This is a genomic window from Arthrobacter sp. JCM 19049, from assembly GCF_001310435.1.
Genome location: NZ_BAXF01000262.1, coordinates 1 through 3031, shown reverse-complemented (window position 1 = coordinate 3031; position 3031 = coordinate 1). Strand labels below are relative to the sequence as shown.

At 65.8% G+C, this 3031-nt stretch carries 2 pseudogenes; both read right to left on the bottom strand.

Annotated features, from left to right (window positions below):
* Nucleotides 1-354 precede the first annotated feature (354 nt).
* A pseudogene (gene rlmB, locus JCM19049_RS10650) lies at nucleotides 355-1328 on the bottom strand (23S rRNA (guanosine(2251)-2'-O)-methyltransferase RlmB).
* A 78-nt stretch (nucleotides 1329-1406) separates the two neighbouring features.
* Nucleotides 1407-2873 (bottom strand): annotated as a pseudogene (gene cysS, locus JCM19049_RS10645) (cysteine--tRNA ligase).
* Between the last annotated feature and the right edge of the window lie 158 nt (nucleotides 2874-3031).

Here is a 3031-nt window from a genome sequence, read left to right as displayed (position 1 = left end):
TCAATCTTACCACTTGGCCGATCTTTGTCAACTCGGTGATTTGATCTCGCGCCTAAACTTCTTCGGTTCAAACCGTTCTGTTCGAGCGGCGCGGGTACTAACTCTACACGAAATTTCGATGAACGCAAAACGTTCTGCTGCGGTTTCCTGCACCCGTTTCTCGCCCGGATTCTCGGGGATCTTCACCCCGCTTTCGCCTCCGGCCCTCGTGAAGAGCGTCGGATCGGTTGTTGTGAACCACGTCTCGCATGCGGGGAGAGCGCAAAGAACGGGCCGGATATCTCCGGCCCGCTCTTTGTCGGGTTCTGCCGTTGCGTTGGGCTGCGCCGACGCTTGGCCAATCAGAGCCCCGTTCTACTGGCCGGCATCCTGGCGTCGCCGTGCTACTTCGTAGAGTGCGATGCCCGCCGCCATCGAGGCGTTCAGGGACTCCATGGCCGAAGAGATCGGAATCGAGACGATAGCGTCGCAGGTTTCACGAACCAGTCGCGACAGTCCCTTGCCCTCGGAACCGATCACGATGCACAGCGGCTCGGTGGCCAGTTCCAGGTTCGGAAGCTCGACATCTCCCCCGGCGTCCAGTCCGATGACGAAGATACCCGCGGCCTTCATCTCCTTCAGGGCACTGGTCAGGTTGCTGGCCTTGGCGACGGGCACGCGTACGGCGGCGCCGGCGCTGGTCTTCCAGGCCGAAGCGGTGACGCCCACGCTGCGGCGTTCGGGAACAATGACAGCCTGGGCGCTGAAGGCCGAGGCCGAACGGATGATGGCACCCAGGTTGCGGGGTCGGTGATTCCGTCCAGGGCCAGGAACAACGGCAGGTTGCGCTCGTAGCCCTTCTCGTAGTCCCGGGCGACCTTGGTGGTCAGTTCCACCGCGTCCTGGTACTCATAAGGCGGAACCTGCAGGGCCAGGCCCTGGTGGATAGCGTCATCGGTCATCCGATCCAGCTCCACTCGGCTGGCTTCCATGACCGGGATACCCTGTTCGGCGGCGAGCTTCAGGGATTCACGCACCCGGTCATCAACGTCAATGCGCACCGCAATGTGCAGGGCCTTGGCCGGGATGCCGGCGCGCAACGCCTCCACCACCGAGTTGCGTCCGGTCACCATCTCCGCGTTCACCCGCGGACGGCGGGTGGTCGGACGCTTGGCCTGGGAGCGTTCGGCCAGCTGCTTGCTGCGGTAGGCCTTGTGGTACGGCCGGTCCTCGGCCTTCGGGGTCGGTCCGCGGCCTTCCAGGGACTTGCGGCCCTTGCCGCCGCTGCCCTTGGTCGGGCCCTTCTTGTTCTTGCGAACGGCTCCTGGCCGATCCTTTGGTGTGCTCATACTCGCGGTTTCCTTTAGTTCAAAAATCTGTGGTTGGTTGCCGGGCGCCGGGGCGCCGATGGTGCGGGGCCTTGCCTGTTATTTCTCCAGGGTCCAGCGCACCCCGTCGGCGGAGTCGACGACGCTGATGCCCAGCGAGGCCAGGGCGTCACGGATCTGGTCCGAACGGGCCCAGTCCTTGGCCGCGCGGGCCTCGGCGCGTTCGGCCAGCTGCGCCTGGATCATCTGGTCGAGCACCTGGTATTCGGCGCTGGTGCCGGTGGTCTCCGGTTCGGTGGCGTCATCCAGACCCAGCACCCGGACCATGGCCAGTACCTGGCTAAGTGCCGGGCACCGTGGCCTCATCGTGGTTGTCCAGCGCCGCGTTGCCCTCACGCACGGTCTCGTGCAGTGCCGCCAGGGCCTGGGGGACGTTCAGGTCATCATCCATCGCCGCCCCGAAGGCCTCGGGCACCGTTCCGGACTGGGAGTCCAGGACGGCGTTGGCGGTCCCGGCCGCAGCCTCCAGCCGGTAGCGGGCGTTGGCGATGAAGGTGTCAATGCGCTCGACCGCCGCCGCGGCCTCGGTCAGCGAATCCGGACGGTAGTCCAGCTGCGAGCGGTACTGCGCCTGTCCCAGGAAGTAGCGCACCACCCGCGGGGTTGCCTGCTCCAGCATCTGGTGTGGGGAAATGGTGTTGCCCACGGATTTGGACATCTTCTCGCCCTGGTAGGTGACCATGCCGTTGTGCATCCAGAAGTTCGCGAATCCGTGGCCGGCCGCCGCGGACTGGGCCAGCTCGTTTTCGTGGTGTGGGAAGCGCAGGTCCAGCCCGCCGCCGTGGATGTCGAAGTGTTCGCCCAGGTACTTGCCGGCCATGGCGGAGCACTCCAGGTGCCAGCCCGGACGCCCGCGGCCCCAGGGGCTGGGCCAGGAGGCAGTCAGCGGGTCGCTGTCCTTGTGCCCCTTCCACAACGCAAAGTCGCGCGGGTCGCGCTTGCCGCGCGGGTCGCGTCGGCCGCTTCCTGCATGTCATCGACCTTCTGGCGGGTCAGTGCCCCGTACTCGGGGAAGGAACGCACGTCGAAGTACACGTCGCCGGACCCGTCGCTGGCCGGGTAGGCGTGTCCCCGCTCGATCAGCAGTTCGATCAGCTCATGCATTTCCGGCACGTGCCCGGTCGCCCGCGGCTCGTAGGTGGGACGGCGTACCCCCAGGGTCTCGTAGGCCCGGGCGAACTCCTGCTCGAAACGGTAGGCCAGGGCGAACCACTGTTCACGGGGACGGTAGTACTGATCGGCGGCGAAGTCCGGCGCGAAGGACGCGGCGGACTTTTCCAGGATCTTGTCGTCGATGTCGGTGACGTTGCGTACGGTGGTCACCGCGAAGCCGCGGTATTCCAGCCAGCGGGTGAGGATGTCAAAGACAATTGCGCTGCGAACGTGCCCCACGTGCGGCATCCCCTGCACGGTGGCGCCACAGTAGTACAGCTTGACCTCGCCCTCGGTGATGGGCTGGAAGTCTCGCACGGACGCTGATTTGGTGTCGTAGAATCGCAGGCTCACAGCATTAAGGTTATCCGAAAGCCCGCGGTTCAGGGGCGGCAGGTGGCGCAAATCCCCTCGGTGTCGCCCGCCGGCTGGCGATCCCGGCTGCCGGGACGCTAGTCGCGGCGATAGACCAGGGCGGTGGCGTAGGCGGTGATTCCGGCGCCTCCCCTTCG